This window comes from Brucella sp. NBRC 113783 (genome assembly GCF_040372265.1).
Lineage (GTDB): Bacteria > Pseudomonadota > Alphaproteobacteria > Rhizobiales > Rhizobiaceae > Brucella > Brucella teleogrylli.
On the sequence record NZ_BAABRX010000020.1, the window covers coordinates 1 to 13,676 of the forward strand.

Consider the following 13,676-nt stretch of genomic DNA (forward strand, 5'->3'; position numbering starts at 1 on the left):
TTGATTGGCGCTTCAGCTTCTCGGCAATAGCATTCAGAATCATGGGCTCGCTCCGCAACTTTCGGAGCGGCAAATTCCATGCCTATGGTCAACATACGGTTAAGCCCGAAAGTTTGCGACAAGCCCCCGATCTCTCCGGTCTCCAGCTGCAGCGTGCAGCGCGTCACTGTGACATCGCCGAGATTGAACTGGGCGCCTGTTCCGCTCGCACGCCCCCGGATCATGGCCGAACCGTATTCGGGGCGGCGGACCCAATCGAATTTCGGATGCGGTATGGAGCGCCAATGGGCCTCGAGTTCCACGACCGGCGCCTCCGCGAGCAGCGTCATCCACTCTGCCCGCGAATAGCTCGACTTTGCCGCCTTTGGCTGCGGTGTCATCTGTGTCTGTCGATCGGTCACAGGATCTGAACTCCCTCGACCCAGACGTTGCGAACGATCGGTGCTGCATCGATCTCGGTGACGCGCAGGAAGTCGGCGCGGCGCCCGACGGCCAGCTCTCCGCGATCGTCGAGGCCGAAGAGTTCTGCAGGCCGCTTGCTGCCCATAGCCACTGCCGCAGGCAGGTCCGGGCCGTTGGTTTCGCCGGCAAGGGTCCAGATGGCGTAGAGAATGCTCGAGGGAATGTAATCCGAGCAGATGACGTCGATCAGGCCCTCTTGCGAAAGCAGTCTTCCTGAGACATTGCCGATATGCGAACGTCCAGCAACGATGTTGGGGCCGCCGATAATCGTCGTCATGTCGGCGGCGCGTGCCGCCCGTGCCGATTCCAGCGTAATCGGGAATTCCGAGATGGTCATGCCGAAAGCCTGGCCTTCAGCGATATGAGCGGCTGTCGTATCATCGTGGCTTGAGAATTCGATGCCGTGCTGCTTGCACAATGCGACGACTGCTGCCCGGTTGATTGCCGCATGGTCATTCGTATGCGGCGCCGCGGCGATCTGTTCTTCGATGACCTCGTCGGCAATACCCTTGCGTCTTTGCAGTTTCCTGAAACGATCGGGATCGCGATGCGGGCCATCGTCCATCACCGTGACGTAGCGCAAGCTCGCTTCGCCGAGATAGGGCTTCAGAAGCTCGACGAGATCGGCCTCGCGCGTATCGCAACGAAGGTGGAGAAAATGATCGATTTTCAGCAGGCCTGCCTGACGCGCATCGTGAAGCCCTTCGACCATCAGTGGCAGAAGTTTGCGACGATCGGGATTGCCGACGGCGCCGACGATCAGCGAATCGAAAACGGTGGTGATGCCACCTGCCGCAAGCACGGCATCCTGGGTGCGAACGGCATTGACCTTGTTCCAGAACACGCCAGCCCGCGGCATGATCTGCTTTTCCAGATGATCCGTATGGACATCGACAAGGCCGGGGAGGAGATAGTCGCCTTCGAAATCGAGGGCACCGACGTCGGCCGTGCCTTTTCGGGCGATGTCGGAGATCTTGCCGTCCTTGACCTGCATCGAGCCAAGGATGACTTCGGTGCCGGTGACGATCCGGGCATTGGTAATGATTGCTTCCACGTTTCCACACTGCGCGAGCGCCTGTCGGCACGCGCTCCCTGAATTCGAATTTGTCCTAAGATGATCTTGCTTCAGTGACTTCAGGGCTATGGCCACCAGATGATGGTTGGGCGACAGTTGGATGACAAGGGAGTGACGAAAACGGTATGTCTTCTGGAAACATTCCTTCCGACAGAGTGGCCGACACATCTTCGATCTTGACAGCAAGCCGGTTTGGCCGCCTGAAATGTCGTGACTTTTGCCGACCGGGATGCTGTTGAGACGCGCGTTGATGACCACTCTGCCAGATAACAAGGCGACACTTCATGATCGGCGCGGCGCCTCGACCTTGTGGCGCGTCGTCGCCGACACGATCGAGCAGGACATCAAATCGTCACGCTATCGACCCGGCGAAAAATTGCCGACCGAGTTCGAGCTTGCCGAGCGGTTCAGCGTCCATCGAAACACGATCAGGCGTGCCATGGTCGTGCTGCGCGAGCGCGATCTGCTACGTATCGAGCAGGGGCGAGGAACTTTCGTGAAGGAGCGGATGGTCCGCCACCAGCTCGGACCCAAGACCCGCCTAACGACTGCGCTGAAGGATATCGAACGTGTCAGTGAACGCCGCTATCTCGGAACAGAACGGGTAAGAGTTACCAATGAGCTAGCGCGCGATCTGCGTATGCCGCGCAACCGTTTCGTCCGGCGCGTGGATACGATGACTGTGGTCGACACGATCGTCGTCTCATTGACCGCAAGCTATTTTCCGTTACCGCGTTTTGAAAAGATCGAAACCATTATCGAGGAAACGGGCAGCTTCAGCGAGGCATGGAAGCGCCTTGGCGTGCAGGAATATCGTCGCCACGAATCCCGGATTTCGGCGGTTGCGCTCTCGAAGTTGGATGCCGAGTTGCTGTCGATGTCACGTGGCCAGCCGGCAATCTTCGTAACGAATATCAATATCGACGAAGAAGGGCTGCCGATCGTCGTTTCATTTACGCGCATTGCTCCCCAACACATGGAACTCGTCGTCCGCTTCGACTGACGACGCGACAAACCGCACGCATTCCAGGATTCCATGAGACTCTCGAGAGCCTTGCGCGCGAATCCGAAGGGTATGAATCCGAAATTCATACCGTAGGTGTCTCCGATCTGTCATCAAACTGACGTCGATCTGTTGCCGTGAGGCGATTGAGCTAGCCTCGAAAACGCAGAGTGAAAAGGGCAGGGCTGACGCCGCCTACTCGGCACGATATCTAATCAGAGTATTGAATATGGCTGCAATAACGATCGACCATGTGCAAAAGTCGTTTGGGTCGACCTCGGTTCTCAGGGACGTTTCGCTCTCGATTTCAGACGGGGAGTTTCTGACGTTGCTGGGTCCGTCGGGATGCGGGAAGTCGACGCTTCTGCGGATCCTGGCCGGTCTCGACGTTCAGACGGGCGGCTCGCTGTCGATCGGGGATCGCGTGGTGGACGGGGTGCGACCGAAGGCGCGCGACGTGGCGATGGTGTTTCAGTCCTACGCCCTCTACCCGCACATGACGGTTACGGCTAATATGGCGCTGCCTTTGCGCATGCGGCGCTTGTCGGCGTGGCAGCGTCTGCCGCTGGTCGGCCGGTTCCTGCCCGGCACGAGGGCGACCGTTGCTGCGATCGAGGATGATGTTGCGCAGACCGCCGAGGCCCTGGGTATCGGCCATCTCCTCGATCGCAAACCCGGACAACTGTCGGGCGGTCAGCGCCAGCGCGTCGCCGTCGGTCGTGCGATGGTGCGCCAGCCGGCCGTGTTCCTGATGGACGAACCGCTGTCGAACCTCGACGCCAAGCTGCGCGTTCAGATGCGCGCCGAGATCAAGGAACTGCACAAGCGACTGGGCGTCACCTTCGTCTACGTCACCCACGACCAGTCGGAAGCGATGACCATGTCGGATCGTGTCGCGGTGATGCTCGACGGCGAACTGCTGCAGGTCGCGCCACCGCAGGAGATCTATGCCGACCCTGAGGATCGTCGTGTGGCCGAGTTCATCGGCTCGCCGAAGATCGGCATTCTCGAAGCGACCGTCGAGGAGCCGGGCGTGGCGATGACCGCGGGCACGGTGTTCTTCATCCCCGGTGAGATCGCGTCGGGCAGCAAGATCGCGCTCGGCATTCGCCCGGAAGCCTTCTACCTGACCGACAATCACGGCCCGAACGTCCTGACCGGCGCGGTCAAGCTGGTCGAGCATATGGGTTCCGACCTGTTCGTCCATCTCGACGTGCCCGGCCAGTCCACTCCGGTCATTGCCCGGCTTCTGGCCGAGCGTGCTCCGCATATCAACGAAGGCCAGACGCTGCATCTCGGCGTCAAGCCGGAGCGGCTTCTCCTGTTTGCAGCCGACGGCCGGCGCATCCGCTCGGCATCCGGCGTTTCGGCTTCGGCGGCTGACGCGAAGATCCTGCCGCTCAAGGAGCGGATGTGATGAGCCTTGCTGCTTCCGCCCCGGCCGATCAGGCCGCCTTGTCCGCACAGGCACAGAAGCGGCTGCGGCGTCATCGTCTGGCCGAGATCCTGTCGGCCTGGTCGCTGGCCGGCCCGGCGCTTTTCTTCCTCGTTTGCCTGTTCTTCCTGCCCGTATTTGCGGTCTTCGCCATTGCGCTCACCGACTGGCAGTTCGGTGCAAGCTCGATGTCCTTCGTCGGGTTTGCGAATTTCAGGGAAGTGTTCTCGGATGAAGGCTTTCGTGCCTCCTTCGTCAACACGCTCGTCTATGTGGCGATCGTCGTGCCCGGCACGATCCTGCTCGGGCTGGTGATTGCGCTCTTGATCGAGAGCGGCAAGTCGGCCCGCGCCTTATACCGCGCCATCCACTTCCTGCCCTTCATGGCGACCCTGACAGCGATGGCGATCGCCTGGGAGGCGCTGCTGCATCCGACCATCGGCCTCGTCAACCAGACGCTGGCCGGCCTCGGCATTCCGACCGCCAACTGGCTGCGCGACGAGGGCACCGTGCTGCCGGTGCTCGCCATGATCGGCATCTGGCAGAACCTCGGCTACGCCATGGTTCTGTTCCTTGCCGGCTTGAAGTCGATCCCGCAGGACCTCTACGATGCCGCCGATATCGACGGCGCCGACCTTTGGCTCGACCGGCTTCGCACCGTCACCCTGCCGATGCTCGGGCCAGTTACCATGTTCGTCTTCATCGTCGTGGCGCTCAAAGCCTTCGAGACCTTCGACACCGTGCAGATCCTCACCCAGGGCGGGCCGGGCCATGCCTCCGAGATGCTGCTCTTCACCCTCTATCGCGAGAGCTTCCAGTATCTGCGCACCGGCTATGGCGCATCCGTCGCCGTCGTCTTCCTTATCATCGTCGTCCTCCTGACGCTGATCCAGGCGCGGGTGATGGACAAGAAGGTTCACTACCAATGAGCATGTCCCGTTCCGCCCGCGACCTCGCCGCATCGGCCGCGATCTCCCGACATGCCGTGCTGCTGATCACCAGCGCGCTGATCCTTATCCCCTTCGTGTGGATGGTGTCGCTGTCGATCAAGCCGCCGGGCGAGATCTTTCGCGCGTCCTTTTCCTTCTGGCCCAATCAGTTCTACGGGATCGAGAACTATACCAAGGCGCTGACCGATGCGCCGCTGCCGCAATACATGCTGAACGGCATCATCGTCTGCGGCTCGATCGTCATCCTGCAGGTGCTCGTCTGCGCGCCGGCGGCCTATGCACTGGCCAAGCTTGACTTCCCCGGAAAGAACCTGTTGTTCGCCATGGTGCTGATCGCGCTGATCCTGCCGCATGAGGTTCTCTCCCTGCCGCTGTTCATCCTCGGCTACCAGATCGGCATTCTCAACACCTACGGTGCGTTGATCTTCCCCTATGTCGTCTCGCCCTTTGGCATCTTCCTGTTCCGGCAGTTCTTCAAGACCATTCCCGACGACGTGGTGCATGCCGCACGCCTGGATGGCCTCTCGGAGCTTGCCATCGTCTGGAAGATCATGGTGCCGATGGCCCTGCCGGCCATCATCGCCTTCGGCATCTTCTCGGTCGTCGGGCACTGGAACAGCCTGTTCTGGCCGCTGATCGCCGTGCGTGACCAGAACCTCATGCCGCCGCCGCTCGGCATCATGGCTTTCAAGAACGAGGAGGCCGGCAACGATTACGGCCCACTGATGGCCGCATCCACCATCGTCGTCGCTCCCCTGATCGTCGCTTTCCTTTCCGCTCAGCGCTGGTTCGTCGAAGGCCTCACAGGCGGAGCGGTCAAGTGACATCGCACCTCGCAACAGGAACGGCGGCGGCTAAGAATTTCGCACCAGCCACGGCCGGAGAACCGCGCTTTGCGATCTATTACACCACGCCTGCCAGTCATCCCCTGACCAGGGCAGCGGAGACGTGGCTCGGCCGCAGTGCGTTCCATCGGCTGCCGGACGTCAGGATCAAGAACGACGGTGATGATCAGGATGCGTTGATCGGTGAGCCGAGGCGCTACGGCTTCCATGCGACGCTGAAAGCGCCGTTCCGGCTGGCCGACGGCATCGGCACCGAGGAGCTTGAGGCAGCGCTGTCGCGCTTTGCCGGCTGCACCCGGCCATGCCCGATCGGACCGCTGCGTGTCGGCCTTCTGGCGGGCTTCTTCGCGCTCATCCCGATCCAGCCGATCATCCGGGTGCGCACCTTCTCGGCAAGTGTGGTCGAGGCCTTTGACCGGTTTCGGGCACCGTTCGACACTGCGGAACTGAAACGCCGCAAGCTCGACCGCCTCGACGACGACGAGGCCGAGCATCTGGTGCGCTGGGGCTATCCCTACGTGTTCGACCGGTTCCGGTTCCACATGACATTGACGAACCCCGTCGGTTCGAACGACCGCGCCGCGCTGCAGGCGGACCTGGCAGGCCGTTTCGACGGCCTGCTCGACGAGGATTTCGCGATCGACGCCCTGACCCTATTCGAGCAGCCGCATCCGCAGGCCGACTTCGTAGCGCGCCGCCGTTTCCCGCTCAATCCGGGAGCGCCGCTATGAATTATGGACCTGACAATGGTGGCCGTCTCGTCCTGATCGTCGGCCCGAGCGGCGCCGGCAAGGACACCTTGCTCGATATCGCCAAGCGAGAGCTGGCAGAGGACAAGCGGATCCGCTTCGTGCAGCGCACCATCACCCGGCCCGCATCCGTGGGGGAGGATCATCTCCCGATGGACGAGGCCAGCTTCGAGGAGGCCGCAGGGCAGGGGGCGTTTGCCCTGCACTGGGCGGCCCATGATCTGCAATACGGCCTGCCCGTCGTCATCGACCGGTGGATCGCCGACGGCGATGTCGTCGTCGCCAACGCATCGCGCGCCATGCTCGGTCCGGCTCGGCAGCGATATCCTGGCCTGATGATCATTAATATCACCGCCGATCCCGAAATCCTCGCAAAGCGACTTGCACAAAGGGGACGGGAAGACAGCGATGCGCAGAAATCCCGCCTCGGTCGCAGCAAAGCAATCTCCCCCGATCTTGGAGACGTCGTCATTATCGACAACTCCGGAGACTTGGACGTGGCTTCCAGGCAGCTGATGGCGCTCATTCAATCGGTCCGGGCCGAACGCCCCGATCAAGGTCGGAACTAGATATGGCAAACACATTCAACCTCGATATCGATCTCGACGGCGAAGGCCGCCAGGACGGTTACCTGCGGGTGAAGGCTTCCAGCGAACATTCGCCGTTTGGCATGGCGATGGTGCCGATCACCTCGTTCAAAAGTGGCGCCGGGCCTTGCGTTCTCGTGATGGGCGGTTGCCACGGCGACGAATACGAGGGGCAACTCATCGCAAGGGCGCTTCTGGGCAAGCTCGACCTGTCAGACGTGACCGGCCAGCTGATCGTCATGCCGTCAGCCAACCCTCACGCCGTTGCTGCGGGGCGACGTTATTCGCCACTTGATGACGGCAACCTCAATACGGCGTTTCCAGGCAGCACCACTGGTACTTCGACCCAGCGCATTGCGCATTTCATCGAGACGGTCCTGTTGCCACGGGCCGATCTCGTTATCGATATGCATTCCGGTGGCACGCCGGTCGATTACATTCCATCGGTGATGATTTCGAACGCCGTAGAAGGCGCCCGGCGTCAGAGGCTGATCGAGCTGGTCAGAACCTTCGGCCTTCCCGTCGCTTTCTTCGTCGATGACGAGGACCAGACACCGTCCAGCGTCATTGGCGCATGCGACCGTACGGAAACCTTGAACATCACTTTGGAAATTGGCGGCGGCGGTTCGGTCGCCCGCGATCAGCTCGATGTCGGCATGGCAGGCCTTCTACGTACTCTGGAAAAGATCGGTGTACTGAACTCGACCTCGCAAGAGGAGCCCGGAGATGTCGCCTTCATGCGGCGATTGCCCGTCAGTGCAACGATCTGTGCCCCCGAGAGCGGTTTGTTCGAACCGATAGCCAAACTGGGTGAAACTGTTGAGCGAGAGCAACTTGCCGGCCTCCTTTATCATCGGGAGGCGCCGTGGCGCGAGCCGCTCCGCGTGGTTTTTCCTGAAGCGGGACTTGTGCTCTGCCGTCGACTGCCAGTGATGGTCGATATGGGCGCAGGTCGGCGTTGTCACGTAAACCTGTATTGCAGTTGCCTGCGTTTTGGGTTGGGCGTAAATTTCGGCGATGCAGACACCAGATATCAGTTTCAAGCGTCATCGTTTTCCGCCACAGGTCGTTGCTCACGCAGTTTGGCTTTACCTGCGGTTCAATCTGAGCCTGCGTGAAGTTGAGGAAATGCTGCTCGAGCGTGGTATCGACGTTTCCTATGAGACGGTCCGCCGCTGGATCGCCAAGTTCGGACCCCAGATCGCTCGCAACTTGCGGCGACGGCAGGCCCGCCCCGGCGACGTTTGGTTTCTGGACGAAGTCGTCGTGAAATGCGCTGGAGAAAAGTTCTGGCTCTGGCGCGCGGTCGATCAGCACGGCATCGTTCTCGAAGAAATTTTGCAGAAGCGACGCGACAAAAGGGCAGCCAAGCGCCTGCTGGTGGCGTTGATGAAACGCTATGGCTTTGTTCCCAAGCGGATCATCACCGATAAGCTGCGCTCCTACGGCGCAGCAAAGGCGGACGTGGCACCTGGCCTCGACCATTGGTCGCACAAGGGCCTCAACAATCGGGCTGAGAATAGCCATCTGCCGTTTCGAAAACGGGAACGAGCCATGCAGGGCCACCGATCACCAGGAGCATTGCAACGGTTTGTTTCCATGCACTCCGCTACCCGCAATTGCTTTTCAGTTCCATCCCGCCGCCGTGCCGCACAAACAATTCGCTACCATCGCTTCGAAGCGCTCGACGCATGGAAAATCGCGGCCTGCATCGTCTGAAAATTCTGGAACGCCCCGCCCGTCTTAGCCTGCCGTACTTACCGTGACAACGCCCTTCGCCGAACGGCCCTTCGGCCAGCTTTCCGGCGGCGAGCGGCAGGTCGTGCTGCTTGCCCGGGCGCTGGCGACGGAAGCGAAAGTGCTGGTGCTCGACGAGCCGGCCGCCTCGCTCGACCTTGCCAATCAGGACCTTCTGCTCGGCGTCCTCATGCGCCTGCGGCAGGCGCGCGGCCATACGATCGTCTTTACGACCCACCATCCGCAGCACGGCCTGTTCCTCGCGGACCGGGCGCTGATGATGCATGCCGGAGACGAGGTCCGTTATGGCCAAGCCTCCGCGATGATGACGGACGGGGAACTCGCCCGTCTCTATGGCGTGCCGTTTGCCCGCCATACCCCCGGCCCCGGCCGGCCCGATGTCGTTTCCCCGATCTTCGGGGCGGCGGCCCTTCCATGATAACCGCAAGACAGGAGCCAATCTTGGACACGATCACCTATCTCGAAAACGGCGAAACCTTCACCGTCAGCTTTGCCGAACTCCTGAACTATCACGGCACCACCTTTCCGGGCGGCGTGGCGCATGGCCTGAAGGTGATGCAACGCGCCTTTCCGCTGCTCGACGAGGGCCGGCCGATCGAGCGCCGCGAGGTGCGCATCGATACGGCGTTTCCCGGCCCCGGCGGCCGCGACGCCATCGAATTCGTCACGCGCGCGCTGACCGATGGCCGCTACCATGTCGACCGGTCGCTGGGCTGGGAGGGCATCGAGGAAAGCCCGAAGGGGAAGTATTATTTCCGCTTCAGCTATCGTGGCACCGTGGTCGAGGTGACGATCCGGCCCGGCCATGTGCGCGGCGAGTTCATCGAGCTTGCCCGCAAGGAAGGTCGCTCAGCCGAGGAAGAAACCCGCCTTGCCGCGCTGAAGCGCGAAATGCGCGACCGTCTCGTGCCGCTTGCGCCCGAGGATGTCTATGACGCCAAGGTCAGCCGTGCCTGAGCACTGTTCCACCGAGGGCGGGCGGCGTGAATGGATGGGTGTGCTTGCCCGCGCGCCCATCGATCTCCTGAGATCGGCCTTCGACGGCAGCCGGCAGCGCCACTTGGCGCGCCGGCTTGTCGGACCCGAGGTCGGCCTTCTCCAGTTGCGTGCGAAAGCACCCGTAACGGGAACGCCCTTCCATCTCGGCGAGGCGACCATGACGCGCTGTGTCGTGGAGATCGATGGTCGGCGCGGTTATGCCGTGGTGCTTGGCCGCGATCCGGAGCGGGCGGAGCTTGCCGCCTTCTTCGACGCGCTGCTGCAAGATCCGCAGTCCCGCGCCTTGCTCGCATCGGAACTGCTGCAGCCGGCCGAAGACGCCATCATGGCGCGGCGATGCCGCAAGGCCGAGGAGGCGCAGAAGACGACGGCGCATTTCTTCACCGCGGCGAGACAAGGAAGTGCACCGTGAAAATCGAGATAGACCAGCGAGGCGCGGACCGCATCCACGAGGACCAGCGCGCATTCCGCCGGCTTCTGGAAGCCTTTTCCTACCCCGGCAAAGTCGTCGTCCTTGCTGAAGGCCAGGCGGCGCACGCGGTCGTCCTGTCAACGCTGGCCGACACCACGACACCGCTCTGGATCGACGAAAGCTTCGCGGATATCCGGGATCGCGCCGTCGCGGCACGGTGGCCGATGGCGGATCGAGCCTCCTGCACCTTTGCGCTCTGTCGTGGCGAGATGCTGGATCGGATCGATGTCTTTCCGAAGGGGACCCCGGCCGACCCGCATCTTTCCGCCACCGTCATTGCGGAGGTCACGGGCCTTTCGGGTGGCGCGGCGCTCAACCTTTCGGGGCCGGGAATCGGACCCGGGGCCCGCACCTTCGCCCCCCTTGGCCTGCCGGCGACGTTTCTCGCGCAATGGACGTGCAACAACGCTGCCTATCCGCTCGGCGTCGACCTCATTCTGACGGCGGGAGATTGGTGCGCCTGCCTTCCCCGTAGCGTGAGGCTGGAGATATCCGATGTACGTTCCCGTTAAGGGCGGCGAGGCCGCTATCGCTGCAAGCCTTGATGCGCTGGCGCGCAGGCGTCGGGGTGATCCCTCCGTGCCGGAACTCACGGTCGCCCAGATAGGTGAGCAGATGCGGGGTGCAGTCGACAGGGTGATGACCGAAGGCGCGCTCTATGATCGGGATCTTGCTGCCCTGGCGCTGAAACAGGCACAGGGCGACGTGGCGGAGGCGACGTTTCTGCTGCGCGCCCATCGTGCGACCTTACGGCGCATGGGCCATAGCGCGCCCATCGATTTTTCGACCATCCGCCACGACCGGCATATCTCCGCCACAGTGAAGGAATTGCCGTGCGGCCAGATCCTGGGTGCAACCTACGACTACACCCACCGACTGCTCGATTTCTCGCTCATGGAGGAGGCGGCCTCTTTGCCTCTTCCCGAGGAGGTTGCGAGCACTCCATGCGCGCCTCCCTCATCCCGCTGCCGCGATCGCCTTCCCGGGGAGAGTCAGGAGCGGGAGGAGGCGCCGGTCGACATCACGCGGGTGCCGCTGCGTCCTCCCTACGGTGCATCCGAAACGCTCGGCCATCTGGTGCGAGGCGAGGAAGGCTTCCTGACGGGCATTGCCTATACGCGCCTTCGCACCGCCGGCGCGTCCCATCCCTATGTCGAGGAGCTTTCCGCGGGGGAAGTCGAGGTTTTCGTCGAGCTGGAGGATATCGGCCTCACCGTCTCTGTCGGCGATATCGAGGTGACGGCCTGCCGCATGGTGGCCCCGGTACTCGACGGGCGGCAATCGCATCTGTCCCCGGGTTTCGGCGTTGCCTTCGGCGCCAACGAGCGCAAGGCCGTGGCGATGGCGACAGTCGATCAGGCGCTGAAATCCGGGCTCGACCCGGACCTGGTGCTGACGCATGGCGACGGGGTCGAGGCGAGCGGCTACGTCTCGCATCTCAAGCTGCCGCACTACTCCGATTTCCAGGCCGATCTTGAAACGATCCGGAGGCTTGCCTGCGATGACTGAGACCTTCGCCTATCTCGATGAAGACAGCAAACGCTCCGTTCGCCGTACCATTCTGAAGGCACTGGCCGTTCCCGGTTACCAGGTGCCCTTCATCGCGCCGGAAATGCCGATCGCCTATGGTTGGGGTGTTGGCGGCATGGTCGTGACCGCAAGCCTCATCGGTGCAGACGACCGTCTGAAAGTGACCGACCACGGCTCCGACGAGACCGTGAATGCCGTCAGTATCCGCGCCTTCTTCACGCGCACCGCCTTCGTTGCCACCACGACCCTGACCCGTGAGGCAACGCTGATCCAGGTCCGCCAGCGCGTGCCCGAGGCGATGCTCGCCGAGGGACAGGTCGTCGTCTACCAGGTGCCGCGGCCGGACCCGCTGCGCGCCTTCGTCAATTCAGCCGGCGAGGCGGCCCGCATGCACGCGGCATCTGACTATGGTCGGGTCTATACGCGGCTCTTCGAGGAAAGGACGGGAAGCGGCAGCGTCGCCCAGCCCGGCTATGACTATCCCGTCATGGTGGAAGGTCGTTATCTGATGTCACCTTCTCCTATCCCCAAGCGCGACAATGTCCGCCTCGACAATTCACCGGCCATCCAGATCTTCGGCGCGGCGCGCGAACGCCGGCTCTATGCGCTGCCACCCTATACGCGCGTGGAAAGCATCGCCTTCGAGGACGTTCCCTTTGACCCCAGTCATCCCTCGGACGGACGGCAATGCGTGATATGCGGGTGCGCCACGAGCCATCTCGACCACCTTCTCCTCAACGACGACGGAACGAGCGAATGGGTCTGCTCCGACACGGAATGCTGTGCCGAGCGTGCGGAGGAAGCCGCCAGTGCCTGATCTGCCGCAGCCCCTCCTGACGCTTGACCACATCTCCTTCGGCGGGCGCATCGTGCGAGGTGCTTCGCTTTCGCTCTATCCAGGCGAGGTTCTTTGTCTCGTTGGAAAGTCCGGCGCGGGAAAGTCGACGCTGCTGCGCACGGCGGCCGGATGCCTGCCTCCGACGAAGGGTCGGGTCCTGCTCTCCGTCGATGGGGAGACGCCGCTGTCTCTCTATGATCTGCCGGAGCAGGCCCTCGTCTCGCTCCGCCGCCGGCGGCTCGGCTTCGTCGCTCAGGATGCCCGCGAGACGCTCGACCTGGCCGCGAGCGCCGCCGCCAACATCGCTCAAACGCTCTTCGACAATGGCGAACGCCACTTCGGCCGAGCCTTGGAGGCAGCACGGCACTGGTTTGCGGCACTGGACCTTGATGAAGCGCGGATGCGTGACCTGCCGGGTGTGTTTTCAGGCGGCATGCAACAGCGGCTGCAAATCGCTCGCGCGCTCGTGCACGAGCCGGACATCTTGTTCCTGGACGAACCGACGACGGGCCTCGACACGTCCGCCCAGGCGCGGCTCCTGAGGCTCTTGTCCGAACTCCAGCGCCGGACGGGCGTGGCGATGCTCCTCGTGACCCACGACTTGCGCATAGCACGACTCCTCGCGCACCGCGTCATCGTTCTGCACGAGGGGCGGATCGTCGAGGAAGCGCCGCCGGACCGATTGGTTACCGATCCCTCCCATCCAGCAAGTCGCGATCTCGTCGCGTCGATGATTTGAGTGTTCGAATGACGATCCTGTGTGTCGAAGGCCTTGCGAAACGTTATGGCGACCGGACAATCGGCCCGGCGACCTTCACGGGGCTCTGTGGTCATTTCTACATTAATACACGCTAAGGGCATTTTGCAGGTGACGGGAAACACATGATTTCCGCTCACCGTGATCGCGGGGCAAACTGGCCACGCAATAGGGCCATTTTTTGCGCGACAAACCCTGTCGGAATGTTAGGCTGTG

General features: G+C 62.4%; 17 protein-coding genes. 15 read left to right on the plus strand and 2 right to left on the minus strand.

Going from position 1 to position 13,676, the window contains the following annotated elements; genetic code table 11:
* On the minus strand, positions 1–401 hold a 401-nt coding region (locus ABWW11_RS24825), incomplete at its 3' end, for a phosphonate C-P lyase system protein PhnG (RefSeq protein WP_353411801.1).
* Positions 398–1,516 (minus strand): alpha-D-ribose 1-methylphosphonate 5-triphosphate diphosphatase, encoded by a 1,119-nt coding sequence (locus tag ABWW11_RS24830; RefSeq protein ID WP_024899171.1) that lies wholly within the window; start codon positions 1,514–1,516, stop codon positions 398–400. The genes ABWW11_RS24825 and ABWW11_RS24830, both read right to left, overlap by 4 nt.
* Positions 1,517–1,787: 271 nt before the next feature.
* On the opposite strand from ABWW11_RS24830, the gene phnF reads away from it, so the two are divergent.
* From phnF to ABWW11_RS24905, 15 genes are all read left to right on the plus strand, one after another.
* Positions 1,788–2,540, plus strand: a complete 753-nt coding sequence (gene phnF / locus ABWW11_RS24835; RefSeq protein ID WP_024899172.1) for a phosphonate metabolism transcriptional regulator PhnF — start codon at positions 1,788–1,790, stop codon at positions 2,538–2,540.
* Positions 2,541–2,769: 229 nt separating this feature from the next.
* Positions 2,770–3,957, plus strand: a complete 1,188-nt coding sequence (locus ABWW11_RS24840) for an ABC transporter ATP-binding protein (protein ID WP_024899173.1) — start codon at positions 2,770–2,772, stop codon at positions 3,955–3,957.
* On the plus strand, positions 3,957–4,904 hold the full coding sequence (locus ABWW11_RS24845; protein ID WP_024899174.1) for a carbohydrate ABC transporter permease: 948 nt from the start codon (positions 3,957–3,959) through the stop codon (positions 4,902–4,904). Before ABWW11_RS24840 ends, ABWW11_RS24845 begins: the two co-directional genes overlap by 1 nt.
* Positions 4,905–4,906: 2 nt before the next feature.
* A complete protein-coding gene (locus ABWW11_RS24850; protein ID WP_024899175.1) occupies positions 4,907–5,749 on the plus strand; it encodes a carbohydrate ABC transporter permease in 843 nt (280 codons plus the stop codon).
* The gene (locus tag ABWW11_RS24855; RefSeq protein ID WP_024899176.1) at positions 5,746–6,501 is read left to right on the plus strand and encodes a DUF1045 domain-containing protein; all 756 of its coding nucleotides are present in this window, start codon (positions 5,746–5,748) and stop codon (positions 6,499–6,501) included. The genes ABWW11_RS24850 and ABWW11_RS24855 overlap by 4 nt, the downstream gene beginning before the upstream one ends.
* Positions 6,498–7,088, plus strand: a complete 591-nt coding sequence (gene phnN, locus ABWW11_RS24860) for a phosphonate metabolism protein/1,5-bisphosphokinase (PRPP-forming) PhnN (RefSeq protein WP_024899177.1) — start codon at positions 6,498–6,500, stop codon at positions 7,086–7,088. The genes ABWW11_RS24855 and phnN overlap by 4 nt, the downstream gene beginning before the upstream one ends.
* 2 nt (positions 7,089–7,090) lie before the next feature.
* Complete coding sequence (locus ABWW11_RS24865) at positions 7,091–8,224, plus strand: succinylglutamate desuccinylase/aspartoacylase family protein (RefSeq protein ID WP_107328032.1); 1,134 nt, start codon at positions 7,091–7,093, stop codon at positions 8,222–8,224.
* Entirely contained in the window at positions 8,124–8,825 is a 702-nt protein-coding gene (locus ABWW11_RS24870) for an IS6 family transposase (RefSeq protein WP_024899768.1), read from the plus strand. The genes ABWW11_RS24865 and ABWW11_RS24870 overlap by 101 nt, the downstream gene beginning before the upstream one ends.
* 43 nt (positions 8,826–8,868) lie before the next feature.
* Positions 8,869–9,282: an AAA family ATPase gene (locus ABWW11_RS24875; RefSeq protein WP_125271699.1), complete on the plus strand. Its 414-nt coding sequence runs from the start codon at positions 8,869–8,871 to the stop codon at positions 9,280–9,282.
* Positions 9,279–9,821 (plus strand): hypothetical protein, encoded by a 543-nt coding sequence (locus ABWW11_RS24880; RefSeq protein WP_036568184.1) that lies wholly within the window; start codon positions 9,279–9,281, stop codon positions 9,819–9,821. Before ABWW11_RS24875 ends, ABWW11_RS24880 begins: the two co-directional genes overlap by 4 nt.
* 34 nt (positions 9,822–9,855) lie before the next feature.
* The gene (phnG, locus tag ABWW11_RS24885; protein ID WP_024899711.1) at positions 9,856–10,275 is read left to right on the plus strand and encodes a phosphonate C-P lyase system protein PhnG; all 420 of its coding nucleotides are present in this window, start codon (positions 9,856–9,858) and stop codon (positions 10,273–10,275) included.
* Positions 10,272–10,847 carry a phosphonate C-P lyase system protein PhnH gene (gene phnH / locus ABWW11_RS24890; RefSeq protein ID WP_024899712.1) on the plus strand — a complete coding sequence of 192 codons (576 nt, stop codon included), beginning with the start codon at positions 10,272–10,274 and terminating at the stop codon, positions 10,845–10,847. The genes phnG and phnH overlap by 4 nt, the downstream gene beginning before the upstream one ends.
* Positions 10,831–11,844 (plus strand): carbon-phosphorus lyase complex subunit PhnI, encoded by a 1,014-nt coding sequence (locus ABWW11_RS24895; protein WP_036568186.1) that lies wholly within the window; start codon positions 10,831–10,833, stop codon positions 11,842–11,844. Before phnH ends, ABWW11_RS24895 begins: the two co-directional genes overlap by 17 nt.
* Positions 11,837–12,682, plus strand: a complete 846-nt coding sequence (locus ABWW11_RS24900) for an alpha-D-ribose 1-methylphosphonate 5-phosphate C-P-lyase PhnJ (RefSeq protein WP_024899713.1) — start codon at positions 11,837–11,839, stop codon at positions 12,680–12,682. The genes ABWW11_RS24895 and ABWW11_RS24900 overlap by 8 nt, the downstream gene beginning before the upstream one ends.
* A complete protein-coding gene (locus ABWW11_RS24905; RefSeq protein WP_024899714.1) occupies positions 12,675–13,442 on the plus strand; it encodes an ATP-binding cassette domain-containing protein in 768 nt (255 codons plus the stop codon). The genes ABWW11_RS24900 and ABWW11_RS24905 overlap by 8 nt, the downstream gene beginning before the upstream one ends.
* Positions 13,443–13,676 lie beyond the last annotated feature (234 nt).

Excerpts from the sequence above, each read along its gene's own strand:
- phnF (WP_024899172.1), top strand. The coding sequence starts at position 1,788 with ATGACCACTCTGCCAGATAACAAGGCGACACTTCATGATCGGCGCGGC.
- ABWW11_RS24840 (WP_024899173.1), top strand. The coding sequence starts at position 2,770 with ATGGCTGCAATAACGATCGACCATGTGCAAAAGTCGTTTGGGTCGACC.
- ABWW11_RS24845 (WP_024899174.1), top strand. The coding sequence starts at position 3,957 with ATGAGCCTTGCTGCTTCCGCCCCGGCCGATCAGGCCGCCTTGTCCGCA.
- ABWW11_RS24850 (WP_024899175.1), top strand. The coding sequence starts at position 4,907 with ATGTCCCGTTCCGCCCGCGACCTCGCCGCATCGGCCGCGATCTCCCGA.
- phnN (WP_024899177.1), top strand. The coding sequence starts at position 6,498 with ATGAATTATGGACCTGACAATGGTGGCCGTCTCGTCCTGATCGTCGGC.
- ABWW11_RS24865 (WP_107328032.1), top strand. The coding sequence starts at position 7,091 with ATGGCAAACACATTCAACCTCGATATCGATCTCGACGGCGAAGGCCGC.
- ABWW11_RS24870 (WP_024899768.1), top strand. The coding sequence starts at position 8,124 with ATGCAGACACCAGATATCAGTTTCAAGCGTCATCGTTTTCCGCCACAG.
- ABWW11_RS24880 (WP_036568184.1), top strand. The coding sequence starts at position 9,279 with ATGATAACCGCAAGACAGGAGCCAATCTTGGACACGATCACCTATCTC.
- phnG (WP_024899711.1), top strand. The coding sequence starts at position 9,856 with ATGGGTGTGCTTGCCCGCGCGCCCATCGATCTCCTGAGATCGGCCTTC.
- ABWW11_RS24895 (WP_036568186.1), top strand. The coding sequence starts at position 10,831 with ATGTACGTTCCCGTTAAGGGCGGCGAGGCCGCTATCGCTGCAAGCCTT.
- ABWW11_RS24900 (WP_024899713.1), top strand. The coding sequence starts at position 11,837 with ATGACTGAGACCTTCGCCTATCTCGATGAAGACAGCAAACGCTCCGTT.